A 19685-nucleotide genomic window follows, 5' to 3' on the forward strand; every position below is an offset into this window, starting at 1 on the left:
CGGTGGAGTGGTTGGGACCCTCGCGTCTTGCTTGAATGGGCCTGGTCGCCTCACACCGCCATGTGGCGGTGGATGAGGTCGTCGGTCAGCCCTGCGATAGGTCCGGATGCGACCACGCGTCCCTTTTCCAGGATCGCGAAGTCGGTGCTGGCGCGCCGTGCGAACACAATGTTCTGTTCCACGAGCACGATGGTGATGCCGAAACGCCGGTTCAGCGACAGGATCGCCTCCTCGATCAGTTCGACAATGTTGGGCTGGATGCCCTCCGCCGGCTCATCCAAGAGGATGATGCGCGGGTCGGTCATCAGCGCCCGGGCGATGGCCAGCTGTTGCTGCTGGCCGCCCGAAAGGTTGCCTCCGGCGCGGCCACGAAACTCGCGCAGGATCGGGAACATGTCGAAGACGAGCGCCTCCAGCTCCTTGCCTCGGTCGCTGGTGCGGGCAAAGCCGCCGAGCTGCAGGTTCTCGTAGACGGTGAAACGCGGCAGGATGCCTCGTCCCTGCGGCACATAGCCAATGCCGGCGCGGGCTCGTTGATGGGTCGCCATCCGGTTGATGTCCTGACCATCGAGGCGGATCTCTCCCTCGGTCCGGTCGAGGAGGCCAAGCATGGCGCGCATCAGCGTCGTCTTGCCGACGCCATTGCGGCCAAGCACCGACAGGAAGGCGCCCGTACCGACGCTCAGGTCGATACCCTGCAGGGCACGCGAGTTGCCGTAGAAGCCGTCGAGTTTGCTGATCTCAAGCACCGTGGATCCCCATCGAACCGAGGTAGACTTCGCGCACGCGCTCGTTGGCGCTGATCTCGTCCGCCGTGCCTTCCGCCAGCAGCGAGCCCTGGTGCATCACCGAGAGGACGTCGCCGATGTCGCGCACGAAGCCCATGTCGTGCTCGACGACGATGATCGTGTGCTTGCCCTTGAGGCGGTTGCAGATGTCGGCCGTCTTGCGCGTTTCCTGCGCCGTCATGCCGGCAGTCGGCTCGTCGAGCAGGATGAGCTCGCTGTCCTGGGCCAGCAGCAGGGCAATCTCGAGCCACTGCGTCTGGCCATGCGACAGGTTGGCCGCCGGCTCGTCGAGCTGGTCGGCAAGCCCCACGAACTCCGCCAGATGCTCAAGTCCGTCGCCGGAGCGCCCGCGCCGGAAGAGGTTCGCGAAAACACCGGGCTGACGGCACAGCGCAACCTCCAGGTTTTCGCGCACCGACAGCTGGCGGAACACGCTGGGGACCTGGAACTTGCGGCCAACCCCGGCTCGCGCGATCTCGAAGTCTTCCATTGTGGTCAGATTTTTGTCGCCCAGCCGGATCTCGCCGCTGACTGCCCGGGTCTTGCCGCAGATGAGGTCGAGCGCAGTGGTCTTGCCCGCACCATTGGGGCCGATCAGGCAACGCAGCTCACCCTTGTTGACGCTCAGGTTGAGATTGTTGACCGCGCGAAAGCCGTTGAAGCTGACGCAGAGATCGACAAGTTGCAGATGCACGGCGCTCATGACTTGTCTCCCGGTTTGGTGGCGGACACCTCGGCGAGCGCAGGACGCAGGGCAGCGCCCTCGCTGCGCCGGGATGACTGCGCGAGGCGATTGCGAATGAGCGTGACAAGGCCGGCAAGGCCATTGGGCAGGAACAGCACGACCAGCACGAAGGTCACGCCCATCACCAGCGTCCAGCTGTCGAGGAAGGCTTCGCTTTCGGAGAGGGCGCCCTGCATCCCGGCAATCAGGATTGCGCCGATGAGGGCTCCCACGAGGCTTTGGCGACCACCCACGGCACACCAGATGACGATGGACAGCGACAGCGGCACATCGAGGAATGTCGGCGAGGCGAACTCCATCACCACGGTGTAGAGCATGCCTGCCAGACCGGCGACGGCAGCCGAAACAGACATGGCGAGGATCTTGAAGGCCGCGACGTCGTAGCCGAAGAAGCGCACCCGCCGTTCGTCATCGCGGATCGCCTGGAAGATCAGCCCGGCCTTGCTGCGGATCACGGCCAGACAGGCAAACAGCGACACGGTCAGGCAGGTGGCCACGAGATAGTAGGTACTGGCCGAGTAGGAATCGAACACGAAGCCGAAGAGTTCCAGCTGAGCAAGGTCCGTGATGCCGTTGAAACCGCCCGTGTAGCTCTGCAGGTCGATGATCAGCAGGTTGCCAACGACCAGCGCGGCCAGCGTGATGATGGCTACAAAGACGCCGGTGACGCGGCCGCGGAACATGAACCAGCCAAGCAGCGCCGCAATCAGCACCGGAACGAGGATCCCGGCGATGATCGCAAATGTCATCGACTGGAACGGCACCCAGGCGAGCGGCAGTCGTTCCACGTTGTTCCAGACCATGAAGTCCGGCAGGCCCTCGGAGCCGGTGTGCACCGGAACCGTGCGCAGCTTCAGCGCCATGGCCATGCAATAGGAACCAAGCCCAAAGCTCAGCGCCTGACCGAGGTTGAGGATCCCGGCATAGCCCCAGGACAGGGCCAGCGCCATCGCCACCATACCCAGCACCAGATAACGGGCGATGCGGTTCAGCAGGAAGTCGTCGTCTATGCCGAGCGGCACCACGAAGATCAGCAGGCAGACTACGGCATAGGCGGCAATCTGCAGGCGGCCGTTGAGGACGGACTCCGATCGTCTTGAGGGAGAAAGAGACACACGTGTCATGGGATCAGCTCCGGACCTTGGTGACGAACAGGCCCTGCGGGCGGAAACGGATGAGGACGATGATCGCAAGCAGCACCAGCGCCTTGGCGATCGTGTCGTTCGACACATAGGCAAGCGAGCCGGACATCTGGCCGAGCAACGCAGCGCTGGCTACCGTTCCGAACAGGCTCTGCACGCCGCCGAGGACGACAACGAAGAACGCATCGACCACATAGGCTGCGCCCATTTCCGGACTCACGCTCTTCAGCGGCGCCACCAGCGCACCAGCGAGACCGGCAAGGCCCGCGCCGTAGGCAAAGGTCAGGCTGTAGACCTTGTCGGCATTGACGCCGAAGCACATGGCGGTGTTGCGATCCTGCACGACAGCACGCAACCGCGTGCCGAAGGAGGTTCGGAACATCAGTGCCCACGTCGCGGCAAACAAGGCGGCGACAAACAGGAAGACAAAGACGCGGTAGGACGAAACACCGACGCCAAGGATCGAGACTGTCCCGGAGAAAATCTCCGGCATGCCGACGTAGCGCAGCTCTCCGCCCGCCGTCAGGCGGATGACCTGTTGCAGCACCACGCCGATGCCCCAGGTCGCCAGCAACGTGTCGAGTGGCCGGGCGTACAGGAACCGGATCACCCCGCGCTCAGTCGCCCAGCCGAAGGCGCCAACCCCGATAAAGATGAAGACGAGGCTGGACAGGAGATCCAGCCCGAACACGCTGTTGAGCGCCCAGGCTCCATAGGCCCCGAGCATGACGAACTCGCCATGGGCCATGTTGATGACGCCCATGGAGCCGTAGATGATCGCCAGACCCAGCGCGACAAGCAGCAGGATGGAACCGATGCTGAGGCCGGTGATGACTTGTTGAAGAATGAAATCCACGGGCGTGCTCCCTCGCCAGCCGCATTGCCTCTCGAAAGCCCCTGTTTCCCCGGCGCTGAAGAGCGCCGGGGAAACAGGGGCTTGTCTTTCGCAGGAGAACGTTCGATCAGCTTTCCTTGAGGCCGTCCGCCGTGCACATCTGGCCGGGATAGGCAGCGTACGGGTTCGGCGCGATCCATTCGGGGAAGCTCTCCAGCACCTCGAACTGGCCGTTGGACTTCGCCATGGCAATCTTTGGCCAGAGGTAAGTGTGCAGGTTCTCCGGCTCGATGCGGATGCGGCCCTGCGGAGCGATCAGTTCCTGGCCCTTGACGGCCTCGCGGATGGTGGGCGGGTCGATCTCGCTGCCGGCCAGCTTCTCGACAGCCTGCTTGAACAGGTAGACCTGGAAGTAGGATGGCTCGGACACGAAATGGGTGACCTTGTCGTCGCCCCAGCGGCGCTTGTAGGCCGCCACGAACTTCTCGTTTTCCGGCGACTGGTGCACCATGAAGTAAGGCGCGGACGTGAAATGTCCGGCTGCCGCTTCACCACCCATGGCCGCGACCTCGTTTTCCGACGTCGTCAGGCTGGCCATCGGCATCTTTTCCGGATCGAGACCGGCCGCGCGGTACTGGCGATGCAGGGCCACGACGGAATCGCCGACAACGGTCGAGAAGATGACATTCGGCTGCGTGCTCTGGATCTTGTTGATGACCGAGGAGAACTCGGAATGGCCAAGCGGCACGTATTCCTCGTTCACCACCTCACCGCCGAGCTTCTCAAGCAGCTTCTTGCAGTAGTTGTTCTCTTCCTTCGGATAGATGTAGTTCGAACCGATCAGGTAGAACTTCTTGCCAAATTTCTGCACCAGCCAGGGGATGAACTCGTCCTGCTGCTGGTTCGGCACGGCACCGGTGTAGATCACGTTCTTCGAGCATTCGCGGCCCTCGTAGAGGGTCGGATACCAATAGAGATTATCGCGCCTCTCGAAGACCGGCAGTACGGCCTTGCGGCTGGCCGAGGTGTAGGAGCCGAACACCGACACGCACTTGTCGCCGACGACAAGCTTGCGGGCCTTTTCGGCAAAGGTAGCCGGATCGGACGCCGGATCCTCGACGATCGGCACGATCTTCATGCCGTTAATGCCGCCAGCCGCGTTGATCTCCTCGATCGCCAGCAGCGTCGCCTTGTTGAGCGACTCCTCGATGATGCCCGTCGTACCGGTCAGCGAGAACAGGACACCCACCTTGATCTCGCCATTGGCGGCGCGCGCCAGCGACATGTTCTTGTTCCAGATGTGCGGGAACCCGGTCGCGGCAAAGGCGCCGGTGGCGGCAATGCCTTTCAGGAAACTGCGTCTTTTCATGGTCATGCAACCCTCCGGTCGGAAATGCGAAAAGCCCCGCGCTGACCGCCTTGCAGGCGGACGGCGTCGAGGCTCCCTTGCCATCGCTTTTTTGTGGGCGGACAACGCCGCGGACATGCAGGACCGAGTTCTGACGACACAGGTTCGTCAAAATAAAAAACCCCGCAAACCGACCCTGAAGGTCAATTGCGGGGCACTGATGCCTGCATTTCGGGACGGCCTCGTTGCCATCCGCCGAGCGTTTCTTACGCTCGATTAAATGTTAACCAAGCAATTCCTGCGAGTCAACAATTGCATTGGCGATTGCGCCGATGGAAACACGTTTCGACATCGCCTGACGACGCAGAAACTGATAGGCATCCTCTTCGCTCATGCCTTTGCGATGCATGATGATGGATTTGGCCCGCTCGACGCTGCGCATGTTCCGCAGGTTCTCGTCCAGCTTGTCGATCCGTCCGCGCAGCCGCTGTTCATAGCGGAAATGATCGCGGGCCAGGGCCAGCGTGCATTGCAGGGTCAGGGGATCGGCCGGCAGAACCAGAACACCATGGGCGGCCGTGTCCCGCAGCAGGTCCGGCCGGAACGGCGCATTCTTTGGCAGGAGAGCGACGAGCGCAGACTCCGGTTCTCCCGGCAACCAGGGCACGCGGGTCGGCAGATCCTCGACCAGATCGCACAGCAGCATGTCGTATCCGGTCGGCAAGGTCGCCGGAACCGGCCAGACATGCTGCGGCCGGGCCCGCAGCTTCTGCAATTCACGGATCAGGGCATCGCCCTCACCGGTCCGCTCGGTTATGACGCCGATGCTGACATCGGCAAATGGAAATGTCGTCTGTCCAGGACGGGCGACCGGACGCCCCTGGGGCACCGGTGCCGCAACGCGTGATGAGGACAGCGACAGCAGACTGCGCCGTCCGCGTCCATCCCCGTCTGTCAGGCTCGGTCCCCTGTCAAAGCCATTAGTCGGTCTCATGCTCATCAGATCCGCTCTTCCGGTTCAAGCATAGGCAAGGTTCCGCGCGTAGCCGATCAGGTAGGGATCAGCCTTCACCCGGGTTGGAGATTCGTAGACAAGATCAAACTGGCCTTGCCGGTTCGCCTTGCCGATCCGGGTCCACAAGTCCGTGTGACCGCAGACAGGATTGACGGAAATGTTGCCCTGCGGGGCGTCATATTCCGAGCCCATCACGGTGTTGCGCAGGACCTCGGTGTCCAGCGAGTTGGTCTCGGCCAGCGTCTTTGCAAAGACGTGCACCTGAAAATAGGCTGCCTCCAGACACATGTTGGTCGACTGGTCCTCGCCATAGCGCTTCTTGTAGAGCTGGACGAAGGAGGAGTTCCTGGCGCCATCGATCCCCTGAAAATAGGGGGCCGCAGTGATGTGGCCTTCACCGACGTCGAAGCCCATGGCCTGGATCTCCGCTTCCGTCGTGGTCAGGCTGGCGATGGGCATGATCTTCGGATCAAAGCCCATGTCATGGTACGTCTGATACAGGAAAATCGTGCTGTCGCCGACGACGGTCGAGAAGATCACATCCGGCTGGGCGGCCTTCACCTCGCGCAGCAGCGGCTGGAACTCTGACCGGTCCGCAGACAGGCGCACATAGCGCTCGCCAACCACTTCGCCGCCGCTGTTGGCCACCAGCTCGCGCATGATGCGGTTGCTCTCGCGCGGATAGACATAGTCCGAGCCAATGAAGAAAAAACGCCGGCCATACATGTCCATCAGCAGGCGGCACAGCTCGACACTGTTCTGGTTGGGCGCGGCGCCCGTGTAGATCACGTTCGGCGAGAACTCGAAGCCCTCGTACAGCGTCGGATACCACAAGAGGCCGTTCAGCCGCTCGACCACCGGAAGCACCGCCCGGCGGCTGGAGGACGTATAGCACCCGAACATGGTGGTGACGCCGTCCTCGATCATCAGTTTCTTGGCGCAACGGCCAAAGGCGCGGGCTTCGGAGCCCGGGTCATAGATCACCGGTTCGATCGGACGGCCATTGATGCCGCCGGCTGCGTTGATTTCGTCGATGGCCGTCAGCGTGCCGCGCAGCTGCGTTTCCTCGATGACGGCCATGAAACCGCTCTGGGAAAACAACACCCCGACGCGCCATGGGGCGGACGTCTGTTCAGATCCTCTCACCTCGATCCCCTCGTCTGCTGGTCCTGCCTTGCTTCGCCAAGTCATCCAAGCCCTGCGCTGCCGCATCTGGCCAACGCCCCGCGACTGACTGGCCATTGCAAAGCCAGTTTCGTCGTCACTTCGCCTGATCCCCGGCGAGGATGACAGCCGGAACGAAAGACGCTGAACCAGCAGAACAAGTCCTGCCAGCTTGCGACCTTGCGCAGGCGTCAATGGCGGATCAGGACCGCCAGATCAGCGATGTCTGAGACATTACGCGCACTCTATTCCCCTCAACGCCCTTTGTTGGGCACCCGTTTTTCGGGTTGTTTTTTATTCCAGCTGCCGCAAACTGGCGGATGAACCAGCTTCACCCGCCAATTCGTTAACATGATCACGAATTGAGCAGCTCTTTCAGCTTTTCGTCAAGGAACTTTACATCGACCGGGCTGGTTCCCGGCCCGCCGGCAAAATGCCCCCAGACGGATTCAAACACGATCAGCTTGGCATTGGGCATATGCGCCACCTCGAACTCGCTGTCTTCCGGCGGGAAGTAGAGATCGGTCCGGCTTGGCATGACGAACGCCTTGGCCTTGATTGCCCCGAGCGCCTTGCGGAAATCGCCGTTGTAAAGCTCGTTGTCGCTGATGTCGCCATTCTGCCAGGTCCACAGCATGGTGAGCAGGTTGTTGGCATCCTTCGGCAGGAAGAAGCCTTCCCAGAAGGCAACGAGGAAGTCTTCCAGTGAGGAATAGCCCAGCGCCTTCAGATCAAGTTCCTGGCGATAGAATGCCTGCGAGAAGCCCCAGCCGGCATAGACGCGCGCCATGGCGCGCAGGCCCCTTTCCGGTTTCTTGTCGCCGTACCAGCCGTTGTTGAAGGCCGCATCTGCGGTGAGTGCGGCCTTGACGCCTTCCAGGAACACGAAATTATGCCGCGAGCACTTGGCCGAGCCGCAGAACGGCGCGATCCGCTCCACCATGTCGGGATACATCGCGCCCCAGTGGAACGTCTGCAGCGCCCCCATCGACCAGCCTGTCACCAGCGGCAGCTTGGTAATACCGAAATGCTCTGTCACCAGCTGGTGCTGGGCGCGCACGTTGTCATAGGCGGTGATCTGCGGAAACCGCGACGCGTTGTAAGGTTCCGGCGTGTTACTTGGCGAGGATGACAGGCCGTTGCCGAGCATGTTGGGAATGATGATGAAATACTTGTCCGGATCGAGCGCCATGCCCTTGCCGATCAGCCATTCGTTGTCGGGATGCTGGCCCGAATACCAGGTCGGATAGACGATGGCATTGTCCTTGGCCGGCGACAGCGTGCCGAAGGTCTTGTAGGCGAGCTTGGCGCCCCGCAAGGTCGCCCCCCGCTGCAGGCGGAAATCTCCCAGATCGTACAGCTTGTAATCGACGCTCATGAAACTCAGTCCCCTTTGGTCTTTCTTGATGTGGCAGCCGGGAGCGCCAATTCGGCCCCCCGGCTGCCGCTTTGTCAGGCCGAAGCTTTCTGCGCGGCACTTGCCTGGCCGATCACCGCGTAGGCGATGCCGCCGGCAAGACCGGCGCAGATCGCGGTCGACAGATACGGCGCGTAGAACTCGACAACGAAGGCCACCAGCGAGCCGATGATCCAGGCGAGGAACGCCTGACCGCGCCAATCCTGGTCGATCACCGCCGGGCGGCGCAGGACATACTGGTCAACGATGATGATGGCACCGATCGGCGGCACCAGAATGCCAAGCAGCGACAGCCATTCGATGAAGAAGGCCCAGACGTTGCCGGCGGCGACCACGATGCCGATGATGCCAAGCACCACGGCCATGATGCGCATATGGCTCGACAGGATGCGCGACCAGCCCGTCGCCGCATTGTAGAGGCAGTGGGCGCAGACCGAGCCGAGGTTGCAGTAGAGGAACAGGAAGGCCAGCACGCTCAGGAAGCCGATCTGCTTGGCATTCATGTAACCGAACATGTTGTCGGCCCCGAACGGATTGGCATCCGGCACGGCAAGCGCGGCCGTCGTCACGCCGCCCACCAGCATCGCTACAAGGTTGGCGAAGGGGAAGGCACTGAAGGTTGCGACCAGCGAACTCTTGCTGTCGGCGGCCCAGCGGTTGAAGTCGGCCGTCACCGTGCCTGCATCGATGAAGAGCGCGATCACGACCGTGAGGCCGACACCCATCGACATCGTCGCCACGCCATTGTTGCCAGCGTAAGCGTAGATCGCATCCCAGCTCGTCGTCGATGCCGCGTCGAACATCACGTAAAGGCCGAGGATGATGAAGGCAGGCACCGACACGAGGCCGATGGCATGCAATCCGCGTACCCCGACGAAGGTGATGCCGATGTAGAGCACGCCGGCCAGCACCGTCATCATCACGTAGTTGAGTTCATAGGCGGTGCTGATCAGCGCGCCGGTGATCCCGGTCTGCACGGCATACCAGCCGAGCAGCAGCGTCGACAAAAGGCCCGACGCCAGCACATATCCCTTGCGGCCGAAGACGACACTGGCCATCAGCGCGAAATTGAAACCGGTCTTGGTCCCAAGCAGCCCCAACAGCCCGACATAGACCAGCATGATGAGATTGCCGACGATCATCGCCGTCAGCGCATTGGCAAATCCCATGCCCAGCACCAGCAACGAGCCCGTCATGGCCCCGGTGATGATCATCGGAAACCCGATCCACACCGTGGTGACCGAGAACATGCTGCGCCGCGCCGCCATGGGCACTGCGGTGTGTTCGTATTCCGCTCCGAGCACGTGGTCGACTTCGCTTTCCACGGCTTCCACATTCTGCGTCAGTTTTGACATGCGACTCCCCTCTTCCTGTTCGTCACAAGCCAAATTGCGGCGAGGTCAGCCAGGCTCGTTCGGGCACGACTTCCTCGCCCCCGGCATCGGTTCTTCAGACCCAGAAACGCAAAAAGGCCTCCGCATGGCTCCGTAGAAGGAGACATGAGGAGGCCTTTTTGCCTGCGTTTTCGTCCGGCGCCGGTGCCGGGGCCCGGTATTTATCCGGACAAGCAATAACGATAATGCGCGGCTGCCCCGGTGTCAATTGCGTGGATTGCGGCCAATCCGCCTTCGCAGCTGCCGCAAGGGTCTGCGTAGAAACACGGTTGCTCACGACGCAAAACCACAGCACCCTGTCGCCCGGACGAGACGGGGTCTCTGTAGCAGACCCCGCATCCTAACCAACGCGCCGAATGGCGCGGTTCTGAGGAAAACAGGGAGGACTATCCATGCGCTTCATGTCGCGCACGCTCGCCGTCGCCGCCGTTGCCGCCACCGCGCTCACCGGTGCCATGGCTCCGGCCAAGGCTGAATTCATCAACATCCTGACCGGTGGTACATCTGGCGTGTACTATCCGCTTGGTGTTGCGCTCTCCAAGATCTACGGCGAAAAGATCGAGGGCGCGCGTCCGCAGGTCCAGGCCACCAAGGCTTCGGTCGAAAACCTCAACCTGCTGCAGCAGGGCAAGGGCGAGCTGGCCTTTGCGCTCGGCGACAGCGTCAAGCTGGCCTGGGAAGGCAATGCCGATGCGGGCTTCAAGGCTCCGCTCGACAAGCTGCGCGGCATTGCCGCCGTCTATCCGAACTACATCCAGATCGTCGCGTCCAAGGACAGCGGCATCACCACGCTTGACCAGCTCAAGGGCAAGTCCCTCTCCGTCGGCGCGGCAAAGTCGGGCACCGAGTTGAACGCCCGTGCGATCTTCCAGGCTGCCGGCCTGATGTACACGGACCTCGCCAAGACCGAGTACCTGCCCTTCGCAGAATCTGTCGAGCTGATGAAGAACCGTCAGCTGGACGCCACGCTGCAGTCCGCCGGCCTCGGCGTTGCCTCGATCAAGGACCTCGCCACCTCGGTGCCGATCAACGTCGTGGCCGTCCCTGCGGACATCGTTGCCAACCTCGGCGCACCCTACGTCGCAGCCACCATCCCGGCCGGGACCTATCAGGGCCAGGAAGCAGATGTCTCCTCGGTCGCGGTCATCAACTTCCTCGTCACCCATGAGGATGTGTCGGAAGAAACCGCCTACCAGATGACCAAGCAGCTGTTCGAAAACCTGCCGGACATGGTCGCAGCCCATGCAGCCGCCAAGGCGATCAACCTGGAAAAGGCCCAGGACGGCATGCCGATCCCGCTGCATCCGGGTGCCGAGCGCTACTACAAGGAAAAGGGCCTGATGTAACCGGGCTTTTCGGACACGAACGCGAACGTGTCATTCCCTTCCCCTGGCGCCCGCCGGGGGGAGGGAATTGTCGTTGAAGCGCGTGGCCGGGCATGTCTTTCCGTCTTGATCCTCAACGACCCCATTCACGGACACCAGCGTGACCAGCAAGACCGACACCGCGCCAACGGCGCATGACCTGCATTCCATTGGCTTTCCCAAGACGACAGAAGGCCGGTTGCTGTTCTGGATCGCCGTCGCATTCTCCGCCTTCCAGATTGCCACTGCCGCCCATGTCATCGACATGCCGAGCCAGGTCGTCCGGGCGGTCCATGTCGGCTTTCTGGGTTTGCTGGCTTTTCCGCTGATCGCTGCGGCCCGTCATGCCGCTCCCGCTTTCAGGGGCCTTGCATGGCTGCTTGCTGCCGCGAGCGTCAGTGTGGCTGCCTATCAGTGGTTCGACTATACGGAGTTGCTCATTCGTGCCGGCGATCCCCTGCCGCGCGATATTGTGTTCGGTGTTATTGCAATCACCATAGTGTTCGCGGCGGCCTGGGTCATGATGGGCGCGGCCCTGCCGTTTATTGCAGGTCTGTTTCTGGCCTATTGCCTGTTCGGTGAGTACCTGCCGGCCCCACTCGACCATCGCGGCTATGACTTCGCCCAGGTCATCGAGCACATGGCCTATGGCACGGAAGGCATCTACGGCATTCCGGTCTACGTCAGTTCCAGCTTCATCTTCCTCTTCATCCTGTTTGGCTCGTTCCTCGAGCGCGCAGGCATGATCAAGCTCTTCACCGATGTCAGCCTTGGCCTCGTTGGGCACGCCACCGGTGGTGCTGCCAAGGTATCGGTCATTTCCTCCGGCTTGATGGGCACGATATCCGGGTCAGGCGTTGCCAATGTGGTGACCACCGGACAGTTCACGATCCCCCTGATGAAAAGCTTCGGTTACCGCTCGGCCTTCGCTGGCGGCGTCGAGGCCACCTCATCCATGGGCGGCCAGCTCATGCCGCCAGTGATGGGCGCGGTCGCCTTCATCATGGCCGAGACGCTTGGCGTCGAGTATTTCGAGGTCGTCAAGGCAGCGCTCATTCCGGCCATCCTGTATTTCGCCTCGGCCTTCTGGATGGTCCACCTGGAAGCCGGCAAGCGGAACCTCCGCGGCATGGCGAAATCCGAACTGCCCTCGGTATCCAAGGCCCTCAGGCAGGGCTGGTACCTGATCCTGCCGCTTGCGGTTCTGGTCTATCTTCTGTTCGGCGGCTTCACGCCGCTTTACGCAGGCACCATCGGCCTTGGCCTCACGGTCCTGCTCATCCTTGGCGGCTCGGTCGCTCTCGGGCTTCCCTCGCAACTCATCAGGATCCTCTTCTGGATCGGCCTCGGACTCGTCGCCGCCGCCTTCTTCCAATTCGGCATCAAGGTGATCCTGGCTGCCGTCGCGATCCTTATTACCATTTGCGCCTTCACGCGCGGCGGACGGCAAACGCTGGCAGATTGCCGTGACAGCCTTGCAGATGGCGCCCGCTCCGCCCTTCCGGTTGGCGTCGCCTGCGCGCTGGTCGGCATCATCATCGGCACCATGACACTAACGGGAGCGGCCAACACCTTCGGCCAGTTTATCGTCAGCGTCGGCCAGAACAGCCTGTTCCTCTCGCTGCTTCTGACCATGGTCACCTGCATCGTGCTCGGCATGGGCATTCCCACCATTCCGAACTACATCATCACCTCGTCCATTGCAGGACCTGCTCTTCTGGAACTTGGCGTACCGCTGATCGTCAGCCACATGTTCGTGTTCTATTTCGGCATTCTCGCCGATTTGACGCCGCCTGTTGCTCTTGCCTGTTTCGCCGCCAGCCCGATTGCCAAGGAAAGTGGCCTCAAGATCTCCTTCGAGGCGATCAAGGTGGCGGCGGCCGGCTTCGTCATCCCCTTCATGGCCGTCTATACACCGGCCCTGATGCTGCAGGACGGCGGTGCTCTGGCAGCCGCAATCGGCTACGGACCAGCCGTCGCTTATGTCGTGGTGAAAGTGGCATTTGCCATCAGCTTGTGGGGAGCCGCCGTTATCGGCTGGCTGGGCGTCCCGCTGGCTCTTTGGCAGCGCGCCCTTGCCATGGCAGCAGCGTTTACACTCGTCGCCGCCCTGCCGATCACGGATGAGATCGGCTTCGCCCTGGGCGTCGCCTTTGTCGTCGTCACCTGGCTCGCCAACCGCAAGGCGGGCAAGCCGGCATGAGCACTTGCCTGATGGCGGGCACGCTGATGCTCGCCATCTCCGGCACCTTCACCCTGAGCTGGACCCATTCGGTGGAAAAGACCGTCTGGGAGGAAACCTGGGACATGACCCCGGCCGGCCTCGTTGCCCGCGAGGCCCGTGTCCGAGGTTCTGGCGCGGGCATGGACCCCGGCGACGGCGCGCGGCTTGTTGACGGCTGGTGGGTCTGGACCCCATCCCTACCGCCGCAGACCGCATTGACCCTCGCCGCATCCGGCGCAACCGGCAGCGGCTGGCGCCTCTGTGCGGACGGCACCTGCCATGACCTTGGCACCACAGCCTCGGACCCGATCCAGGTTTTGCCCTGCCCGTGATGCGGACAGTTCGCCCGCAGGCCTACTTCGCCAGATCCCGCTGGTAGATCCAGTCGTGATCGGGATGGTTTTTGAAGCGCCACTTGCGCATGGGGCCAGCCATGACGTTGAGATAGTACATCTCGTAGCCATAGGGCGCGCCGCAGGGGTGGTGCCCCTTGGGCACCAGAACCACGTCATGGTTGCTCACAGCCATGGTCTCGTCCAGCGAGCCGTCTTCCGTGAACACCCGCTGGATGCCGAAGCCCTGTGCCGGGTTGAGCCGGTGGTAGTAGGTCTCTTCCAGATAGGTCATGTCGGGGAAATTGTCCTCGTCATGCCGGTGCGGCGGGTAGGACGACCAGTGGCCGGACGGCGTGAACACTTCCGTCACCAGCAGGCTGCCGGCCACATCCCGCCCTTCCATGGCGATATTGTGGATGTAGCGGGTGTTGGTCCCCTGCCCGCGGCTTTCCAGCGTCAGCCCTTCGGGACCGAGCAATTGCACCGGATGGGTGGACTGCCCCGGCGCAGTGCAGACCGCAAGCGTCAAGGCCGTCGTTGCCCGCACCTGCCATTCCGACTTGTCCGGCACGTAGACGCAGGCCGGCGGCAGTTTCTCGAACACGTCGAGCCGCAGGCCAAGCTCGCCAAAGGACTGGCCTCCGGCGCTCACCTCGGCCTTGCCCTCGACCAGAACGAGGATCGCCTCGCGGCCGCCGGTCGCCTCGCGCACCTCCTCGCCCGCCTCCAGGCGGTAGAGGTCGAAGCCGACATAGCCCCAGTTTGCGGCCTCGGGCGTGATGGCGTGAACCTTGCCACGGGTGCCGGTCGGCCGGCGCAACAGATTGGTCATGACTTGTCTCCAGCGTCATCCGGCTTGGGTCGGTAACTCACCAGCAGCATCCAGGCCGCATAGGCAGCGACCGCGACGAAGAACAACGCCCAGCCGGTCGCCCCGGTCCAGGCCTCCACACCGGCCCAGGCCAGTGTCACCCCGACAATGGCAAGGCGGCGCCACAGGGGCCGGTAAAAGGGATGATCCGGGTCGATAATCTTCATCAGGGTCTCTTTGTTGGAAGGGAACACGGCGACAGAGTGCTCCGGCTATAGCAACACGCGAGGCCGTACGCTTCACATTTCCCGTTGAAACGGCCCAGAGCCCATGAGCCGCTAGAAGCATTGCGACCTCAATGAAGATACCAGCTCGACTGTCTTGCCGGGCCTGTCAGCCCCCCTCCCCCTCGTGGGGAGGGGAGCCGAGGTGCTGCGGCTTCATCCATGCGCAAACCTCACATTCGGCGATCCAGCCCCACATCCTTGGCCAGCGCCTTCAGCGCCTTCAGTCCCATGCTCTGGTACTCGAAGGGGATGCGGACACTCGGGTCCTGCTCGGCCTCGATCACCAGCCAGCCCTCATAGCCATGCGCCGCCGCCGTGGCCAGAACCGGGCGGAAGTCGACGCCGCCCTCCGGGTCACCCGGCACGGTGAAAACGCCGCGGCGCACGCCTTCGAGGAACGACAACCCCTCCTCGCGCACCTGGCGCATGATCGCCGGACGCACGTTCTTGGCATGAAGGTGACGCACGCGGGCCATGTGGCGCTCGGCCACCGCCGCCGGGTTGCCGCCGCCGAAGTAGCAGTGGCCGGTGTCGAACAAGAGCTTCGTGGCCGGGCCCGTGTGCTTCATGAACAGGTCGATTTCCGTCTCGCTCTCCACCACCGTGCCCATGTGGTGGTGATAGACCAGCGTGATGCCCTGCTCGGCCGCAAAGGCCGCCAGCGCCTCGACGCCATGGCCGAAATCGGCCCATTCGGAAGCCGCCAGCACCGGCTTGTTGTTCACCGGCACGGCGTCATTGCCATGGATGGCGTTGGAGGTCTCGCAGGTGATGATCACCTTGGAGCCGACAGCCTTCAGCAGGTCAAGGAAGGGCTGCATCGCCGCCTTCTCGTCCGCGATGGAATTGGTCAGAAGATTGAGCGAGTGCCAGCCGGAGATGTACTTGAGGCCGCGTCCGCCCAGTTCCTTTGCGATGCCCTCGGGCGTCACGGGCAGCTTGTGCCCCTTCTCGATGCCGTCGAAGCCGATCTTCGCGGTTTCATCCAGGCACTGCTCGAGCGAGATATGCGCGCCGAGCGTCTGGTCGTCGTCGTTGGACCAGGCGATGGGATTGGTGCCGTAAAGGATCATGGCTCAGTGTCTTTCCTGCAGCTTGCGTTCGTAATTCTCGCGGGCCGCCCGCACCTCGGCGCGGGGGGAAACTTCCGGAACCGCCACATCCCACCAGTGGCCGCCATGCGGGGTGGACGGATAGGGGTCGGTGTCGATCACCACCACGAATGGACCGGTCGCCGTCTTGGCCTCGGCAAGCGCGGCCTCCAGCTCGGCGATCGAACCGGCCTTCACGGCCTTCGCCCCCATGGCGCCGGCATGGGCGACGAAATCGATTTGGCTCGGATTGGCGTGGATCGTATGGTCGAGGAGGTTGTTGAACTCGGCCCCGCCGGTGCCCATCTGCAGCCGGTTGATGCAGCCATAGCCCCGGTTGTCGGTGATCACGACGGTGATCTTCTGGCCGAGCATGACGGCGCTGGCCAGCTCCGAGTTCATCATCATGTAGCTGCCGTCACCGACCATGCAGATCACGTCCCGCTCAGGCTCGGCCATCTTGATGCCGAGCGCCCCGGCGATCTCGTAACCCATGCAGGAGAAGCCGTATTCCATGTGATAGGACATGGGACGCGACGCCTTCCACAGCTTGTGCAGCTCGCCCGGCATGGTGCCGGCCGCGCACATGACGACCGTGTCGGGTCCGGCCGCCCGCTGCACGGCGCCGATCACCTGTTGATCGGTCGGCAGGCCGTTGGCCTCTCCCACCGGCGCCGCCGTTAACGGATCGACCTTAGCAAACCACGCCTGCTTGAGCCCGGCCGACACCTCCGGGCCCTGATGCTGGCCGAGACCGGCGCTCAGTTCATCGAGACAGGCGCGGGCATCGCCCTGGAGCGGCACCGCGCCATGCTTCATCGCGTCATAGGCCGCGACGTTGATCGACACCAGCTTGCGCGCCGGGTTGCGGAACAGGCCCCACGAACCGGTGGTGAAATCCTGGAACCGCGTGCCGACGCCGATCACCAGATCAGCCTCGGCCGCGACGGTATTGGCGCTTTCCGCCCCGGTGACACCCACGGGACCGAGGTTCATCGGATGATCCCACGGCAGGGCTGACTTGCCGGCCTGGCTTTCGACCACGGGAATGCGATGGCGGGCGGCAAACCGGGCGAGAGCCGCGGTGGCGCCGGAGTAATGCACGCCGCCGCCAGCGACGATGACGGGCCGCCTGGCGGCGCAGATGAGACCGATGACCTCGACCAGTTCGCTTTCGTCCGGCCGGATCCGGCGCTGGCGCCAGACGCGCGGCGCGAAGAATTCCTCCGGCCAGTCATAGGCTTCCGCCTGCACATCCTGGCAGAAGGCGAGCGTCACCGGACCGCAGTCGGCGGGATCGGTCATCACCGCCATGGCGCGCGGCAGCGCGGTCAGAAGCTGTTCCGGCCGGGTGATGCGGTCGAAATAGCGCGACACCGGACGGAAGCAGTCATTGGCGCTGACGGTGCCATCGCCGAAATCCTCGATCTGCTGCAGCACCGGGTCCGGGCCCCGGTTGGCAAACACGTCGCCGGGCACGAACAGCACCGGCAGACGGTTGACATGCGCGAGCGCTGCGGCCGTCACCATGTTGGTGGCGCCCGGTCCGATCGACGAGGTGACGGCCATGGCGCGGCGGCGGCCAAGCTGCTTGGCATAGGCAATGGCGGCATGGGCCATGCCCTGCTCGTTGTGGCCGCGATAGGTCGGCAGCTCGCTGCGAATGCCGTGCAGTGCCTCGCCGATCCCGGCCACGTTGCCGTGCCCGAAGATGGCCCAGACGCCGGCGATGAAGGGCACGCCGTCCTCGGTCATCTGCCGGGTCAGCCAGCGGACCATCGCCTGCGCGGCGGTTAGTCGGATCTTGCTCATGCTGCCACTCCCTGCGCTGCCCGCGCCTTGTCCCAGGCAGCCGACAGTTTCGCGAAATTCGCCGCCATCAGCGCGACGGCGCCCTTGTCGTCGATGGTTCCGGCGAGCCACGCCCGCGCGGCCTCGCTGTAGATGGTGCGTCCGACCGCAAAGCCCTTCACGAGGTCATGCCGCGCGGCCTCCTCGAAGCAGGCCATCAGCTCGGCCTCCGGCGCGTCCAGCCCCAGCACCACGATGCCGCGCACATGCGGATCATGGCCCTTGATCATGGCGCAGGTCCTGGCCCAGGCTTCGGCCGAGCGCATCGGCTCGAGCTTCCACCAGTCCGGATAGATCCCCAGCCGGTAGAACCGGTCGATGATCTCCGCGGTCGTGTCATCGTCCACCGGGGCGACCTTGGAGGGAATGACTTCCAGCAGGAACTCCAGCCGGTTGCGGCGGGCGGCCGCATAAAGCCGCTGGATCACGGCCTCCTGCTCGGCCCACATCGCGGCGTCGTCCTGCGGATGGCAGAAGCAGAGCACCTTGACCACATGATCAAGCGGCCACTCGTTGAGCCCGCCATAGTCGGGCCCGATGTCGGGCTCCAGCGTCAACGGCCGCGATCCCGGCCATTCAACCGGACGGCCGATCCAGAGACCCTTGCCGGCCGCCTTGTGCAGCGCCGAGCGGCCGAGCCGGCCATCACACAGAAGGCCGTAGCCCTTGCGTCCGCTGGCCACCCGCTCGACGGCATCGAGGCACAGCTCCTTGAAGGCACCGATCTTCTCGGCCGTTGCCCCCGGCAGTTCCTCCATCTGCTTGCGATGATCGAAGGCGAAGACATGCATCTCGCTCCAGTCGCCGCTGCGGGTGGTCGACCAGTGGATCTGCTCCAGCTCCGCGTCCTTGCGCAGCGCCGGCGTGACGACGCCGCGCTTGAGGAAGAACTGCAGCTCGTCCCAGGAGGGATAGGCCGGCGTGCAGCCGTGCCGCGACACCGCAAAGGCGCCACAGGCATTGGCATAGGTCAGCGCCCGCACCCAGGTCTCGCCGTCAAGCCAGCCCTTGAGAAGTCCCGACATGAAACCGTCGCCGGCTCCAAGAACATTGAACACCTCGATCGGGAAACCGGGACCGCTCTCGCCGTCATCCAGCCTGTCGGGGATCACACCGGTGAAGGCGACAGCCCCCATTGGCCCGCGCTTGCAGACGAGCGTCGCCCGGCTCAGCTCGCGGACCCGGCGCAGCGCCGCCACGGTGTCCGTGGTGCCGCCGGCGATGTGGAATTCCTCTTCGGTGCCGACGATCAGGTCGAACAGCGGCAGATGCTGCTGCAGCCGTGCGGTCACCTGATCAGACGCGATGAAGCGGTTCTCGCCGTCGCCGTGCCCGGACAGGCCCCAGAGGTTTGGACGATAGTCGATGTCGAGCGCGGTCTGGCCACCGGTTTCCCGCGCGATGCGCAGGGCCTTCAGCACAGCTGCCTCGGTGCGCGGATGCGACAGGTGCGTTCCGGTCGCCACCACGGCGCGGGCGCTGGCGATGAAGGCCGGATCGATGTCCGCCTCGCACAAGGCCATGTCGGCGCAGTTCTCGCGGTAGAAGATGAGAGGGAACTGCTTGTCGTCACGGATGCCGAGGATCACGAGGGCGGTGAGACGCTCCGGGTCAGTCTTGACCCCGGTCACGTCAACCCCCTCGCGAACCAACTGTTCGCGGATGAAGCGGCCCATGTGCTCATCGCCGACGCGGGTGATCAGCGCCGACTTGAGGCCCAGGCGGGCGCTGCCGGCCGCCATGTTGGTTGGAGAGCCGCCAATGTATTTCTGGAAGCTCGCCATGTCCTCAAGCCGGCCGCCGATCTGCGAGCCATAGAGATCGACCGACGAACGGCCGATGGTGATGAGATCGAGGGTCTTGCTCATCCGCCT

The 19685-nt window shown here is 63.5% G+C and carries 17 protein-coding genes; 3 read left to right on the top strand and 14 right to left on the bottom strand.

Annotated elements, in window-relative coordinates:
* Window positions 1-50: 50 nt before the first annotated feature.
* The 9 genes from urtE to C8348_RS00680 form a co-directional block, all read right to left on the bottom strand.
* The gene (gene urtE / locus C8348_RS00640) at window positions 51-749 is read right to left on the bottom strand and encodes an urea ABC transporter ATP-binding subunit UrtE (RefSeq protein ID WP_106751335.1); all 699 of its coding nucleotides are present in this window, start codon (window positions 747-749) and stop codon (window positions 51-53) included.
* Window positions 742-1491, bottom strand: coding sequence for an urea ABC transporter ATP-binding protein UrtD (gene urtD, locus C8348_RS00645; protein WP_106751336.1), 750 nt, complete (start codon window positions 1489-1491; stop codon window positions 742-744). Before urtD ends, urtE begins: the two co-directional genes overlap by 8 nt.
* Window positions 1488-2657, bottom strand: coding sequence for an urea ABC transporter permease subunit UrtC (gene urtC, locus C8348_RS00650; RefSeq protein ID WP_106751337.1), 1170 nt, complete (start codon window positions 2655-2657; stop codon window positions 1488-1490). Before urtC ends, urtD begins: the two co-directional genes overlap by 4 nt.
* Window positions 2658-2661: 4 nt before the next feature.
* Complete coding sequence (gene urtB, locus C8348_RS00655) at window positions 2662-3531, bottom strand: urea ABC transporter permease subunit UrtB (protein ID WP_106751338.1); 870 nt, start codon at window positions 3529-3531, stop codon at window positions 2662-2664.
* A 106-nt stretch (window positions 3532-3637) separates the two neighbouring features.
* The gene (locus tag C8348_RS00660; protein ID WP_106751339.1) at window positions 3638-4885 is read right to left on the bottom strand and encodes a transporter substrate-binding domain-containing protein; all 1248 of its coding nucleotides are present in this window, start codon (window positions 4883-4885) and stop codon (window positions 3638-3640) included.
* A 256-nt stretch (window positions 4886-5141) separates the two neighbouring features.
* The gene (locus tag C8348_RS00665) at window positions 5142-5858 is read right to left on the bottom strand and encodes an ANTAR domain-containing response regulator (protein WP_106751340.1); all 717 of its coding nucleotides are present in this window, start codon (window positions 5856-5858) and stop codon (window positions 5142-5144) included.
* Between the two features lie 18 nt (window positions 5859-5876).
* Window positions 5877-7085, bottom strand: a complete 1209-nt coding sequence (locus C8348_RS00670) for a transporter substrate-binding domain-containing protein (RefSeq protein WP_425270799.1) — start codon at window positions 7083-7085, stop codon at window positions 5877-5879.
* A 307-nt stretch (window positions 7086-7392) separates the two neighbouring features.
* On the bottom strand, window positions 7393-8415 hold the full coding sequence (locus tag C8348_RS00675; protein WP_106751342.1) for an alpha/beta fold hydrolase: 1023 nt from the start codon (window positions 8413-8415) through the stop codon (window positions 7393-7395).
* Between the two features lie 74 nt (window positions 8416-8489).
* Window positions 8490-9809 carry a purine-cytosine permease family protein gene (locus C8348_RS00680; RefSeq protein WP_106751343.1) on the bottom strand — a complete coding sequence of 440 codons (1320 nt, stop codon included), beginning with the start codon at window positions 9807-9809 and terminating at the stop codon, window positions 8490-8492.
* A gap of 440 nt (window positions 9810-10249) precedes the next feature.
* On the opposite strand from C8348_RS00680, the gene C8348_RS00685 reads away from it, so the two are divergent.
* The 3 genes from C8348_RS00685 to C8348_RS00695 all read left to right on the top strand — a co-directional run bounded on the left by C8348_RS00685 (window position 10250) and on the right by C8348_RS00695 (window position 13768).
* Window positions 10250-11194, top strand: a complete 945-nt coding sequence (locus C8348_RS00685; RefSeq protein WP_425270800.1) for a TAXI family TRAP transporter solute-binding subunit — start codon at window positions 10250-10252, stop codon at window positions 11192-11194.
* Between the two features lie 139 nt (window positions 11195-11333).
* Window positions 11334-13415, top strand: coding sequence for a TRAP transporter permease (locus C8348_RS00690; protein WP_106751345.1), 2082 nt, complete (start codon window positions 11334-11336; stop codon window positions 13413-13415).
* A complete protein-coding gene (locus C8348_RS00695) occupies window positions 13412-13768 on the top strand; it encodes a DUF1850 domain-containing protein (RefSeq protein WP_106751346.1) in 357 nt (118 codons plus the stop codon). The genes C8348_RS00690 and C8348_RS00695 overlap by 4 nt, the downstream gene beginning before the upstream one ends.
* Window positions 13769-13790: 22 nt before the next feature.
* Here the strand turns inward: C8348_RS00695 and iolB are convergent, their stop codons facing one another.
* The 5 genes from iolB to C8348_RS00720 form a co-directional block, all read right to left on the bottom strand.
* A complete protein-coding gene (iolB, locus tag C8348_RS00700) occupies window positions 13791-14603 on the bottom strand; it encodes a 5-deoxy-glucuronate isomerase (protein WP_106751347.1) in 813 nt (270 codons plus the stop codon).
* Window positions 14600-14812, bottom strand: coding sequence for a hypothetical protein (locus C8348_RS00705; RefSeq protein ID WP_208983450.1), 213 nt, complete (start codon window positions 14810-14812; stop codon window positions 14600-14602). Before C8348_RS00705 ends, iolB begins: the two co-directional genes overlap by 4 nt.
* Before the next feature lie 227 nt (window positions 14813-15039).
* Window positions 15040-15942 (bottom strand): myo-inosose-2 dehydratase, encoded by a 903-nt coding sequence (iolE, locus tag C8348_RS00710; protein WP_106751349.1) that lies wholly within the window; start codon window positions 15940-15942, stop codon window positions 15040-15042.
* Window positions 15943-15945: 3 nt separating this feature from the next.
* On the bottom strand, window positions 15946-17772 hold the full coding sequence (iolD, locus tag C8348_RS00715; protein WP_106751350.1) for a 3D-(3,5/4)-trihydroxycyclohexane-1,2-dione acylhydrolase (decyclizing): 1827 nt from the start codon (window positions 17770-17772) through the stop codon (window positions 15946-15948).
* On the bottom strand, window positions 17769-19679 hold the full coding sequence (locus tag C8348_RS00720) for a bifunctional 5-dehydro-2-deoxygluconokinase/5-dehydro-2-deoxyphosphogluconate aldolase (protein ID WP_106751351.1): 1911 nt from the start codon (window positions 19677-19679) through the stop codon (window positions 17769-17771). The genes iolD and C8348_RS00720 overlap by 4 nt, the downstream gene beginning before the upstream one ends.
* Window positions 19680-19685: the final 6 nt, after the last annotated feature.

This window comes from Pannonibacter carbonis (assembly GCF_003012935.1).
In the GTDB taxonomy this organism is placed as follows: domain Bacteria; phylum Pseudomonadota; class Alphaproteobacteria; order Rhizobiales; family Stappiaceae; genus Pannonibacter; species Pannonibacter carbonis.

Coding starts and splice junctions, on each gene's coding strand:
- urtD (WP_106751336.1), bottom strand. CDS start 1,491: ATGAGCGCCGTGCATCTGCAACTTGTCGATCTCTGCGTCAGCTTCAAC.
- urtC (WP_106751337.1), bottom strand. CDS start 2,657: ATGACACGTGTGTCTCTTTCTCCCTCAAGACGATCGGAGTCCGTCCTC.
- C8348_RS00660 (WP_106751339.1), bottom strand. CDS start 4,885: ATGACCATGAAAAGACGCAGTTTCCTGAAAGGCATTGCCGCCACCGGC.
- C8348_RS00665 (WP_106751340.1), bottom strand. CDS start 5,858: ATGAGCATGAGACCGACTAATGGCTTTGACAGGGGACCGAGCCTGACA.
- C8348_RS00670 (WP_425270799.1), bottom strand. CDS start 7,085: ATGCGGCAGCGCAGGGCTTGGATGACTTGGCGAAGCAAGGCAGGACCA.
- C8348_RS00675 (WP_106751342.1), bottom strand. CDS start 8,415: ATGAGCGTCGATTACAAGCTGTACGATCTGGGAGATTTCCGCCTGCAG.
- C8348_RS00680 (WP_106751343.1), bottom strand. CDS start 9,809: ATGTCAAAACTGACGCAGAATGTGGAAGCCGTGGAAAGCGAAGTCGAC.
- C8348_RS00685 (WP_425270800.1), top strand. CDS start 10,250: ATGTCGCGCACGCTCGCCGTCGCCGCCGTTGCCGCCACCGCGCTCACC.
- C8348_RS00695 (WP_106751346.1), top strand. CDS start 13,412: ATGAGCACTTGCCTGATGGCGGGCACGCTGATGCTCGCCATCTCCGGC.
- iolB (WP_106751347.1), bottom strand. CDS start 14,603: ATGACCAATCTGTTGCGCCGGCCGACCGGCACCCGTGGCAAGGTTCAC.
- iolE (WP_106751349.1), bottom strand. CDS start 15,942: ATGATCCTTTACGGCACCAATCCCATCGCCTGGTCCAACGACGACGAC.
- iolD (WP_106751350.1), bottom strand. CDS start 17,772: ATGAGCAAGATCCGACTAACCGCCGCGCAGGCGATGGTCCGCTGGCTG.
- C8348_RS00720 (WP_106751351.1), bottom strand. CDS start 19,679: ATGAGCAAGACCCTCGATCTCATCACCATCGGCCGTTCGTCGGTCGAT.